Annotated in this window: 1 protein-coding gene; it reads left to right on the forward strand. The window is 68.1% G+C overall.

Features of this window, described 5'->3' with window-relative positions:
* The first annotated feature begins 171 nt into the window (after positions 1-171).
* Positions 172-708, forward strand: coding sequence for a chemotaxis protein CheW (locus FVW27_RS17040; RefSeq protein ID WP_167127437.1), 537 nt, complete (start codon positions 172-174; stop codon positions 706-708).
* The last annotated feature ends 263 nt before the right edge of the window (positions 709-971 follow it).

Consider the following 971-nt stretch of genomic DNA (forward strand, 5'->3'; position numbering starts at 1 on the left):
GGGCGCGCACCGCGTCGGGCGCAGCCCAAGGCGGCCCCTCGCGCCATTGCGGGCCAGGCCCCGCGCAAGGCGGTGTCCGGCAAGAGCGGCAACATCGCACTGGACATGGATTCCGATGCGGATGACAGTGAGTTCGAGCGCTTCTAGCGCCGGTCAGCTTCCGGAGGCAGCATGTACGAGACCAGCCAGTATCTGACCTTCACCCTTGGCGAAGAGGTGTTCGCGCTGGATATAAGCACCGTGCGCGAGGTGCTTGAACTGACGGCCATCACGCGCATACCCCGCACGCCGGAGTTCATGCGCGGGGTCATCAACCTGCGCGGACGCGCCGTGCCCGTGCTGGAATTGCGCCGCAAGTTCGGCATGGAGCCGACGATCGACACCGTGAACACCTGCATCATCATCGTCGAGGCCGAACTTGAGGGCGAGGCCGCCGTCATCGGCGCGTTGGTGGATTCGGTGCGCGAGGTCATCGAGATACCGTCCGACGCCATAGAGCCCGCCCCGCGCATGGGTACCGCCGTGCGGCAGGACTTCATCAAGGGTATGGGCCACCGCAATGACGGCTTCGTGATCATTCTGGACGGCAACCGCATCTTCTCGGTGGAGGAACTGGCCGCCACCGGGGCCGCCATCGGCAACGTGCCCCTGGCGGGCGACGGCGGCATGCCCGCCGCCATGGCTGGCGGCCAAGGCACGCCCGCGTAGCAAGCGGACGCGCCGCATACGCAATACGCACAACAGGCCGGACGCATGCGTCCGGCCTGTTTTCGGCTCTTGCCACCGGACCTTGCGTCGCCCCGGTGTTCCGGGTAGCCTTGCCCATATTGGCCGCTGCCCGCCGCGACTCTTTCCGGCGTGGGCCCGGCCGCAACGGGCGGCATGCCGCCGCAGGAGTCCGCAACCGGTGAGCGCCCCAGACGCCCCAGACGCCCCAAGCGCCCCAGACGCCAATGTCGCCACGCAATCCG

This window comes from Nitratidesulfovibrio liaohensis (genome assembly GCF_011682075.1).
GTDB lineage: Bacteria > Desulfobacterota > Desulfovibrionia > Desulfovibrionales > Desulfovibrionaceae > Cupidesulfovibrio > Cupidesulfovibrio liaohensis.

Excerpts from the sequence above, each read along its gene's own strand:
- FVW27_RS17040 (WP_167127437.1), top strand. The coding sequence starts at position 172 with ATGTACGAGACCAGCCAGTATCTGACCTTCACCCTTGGCGAAGAGGTG.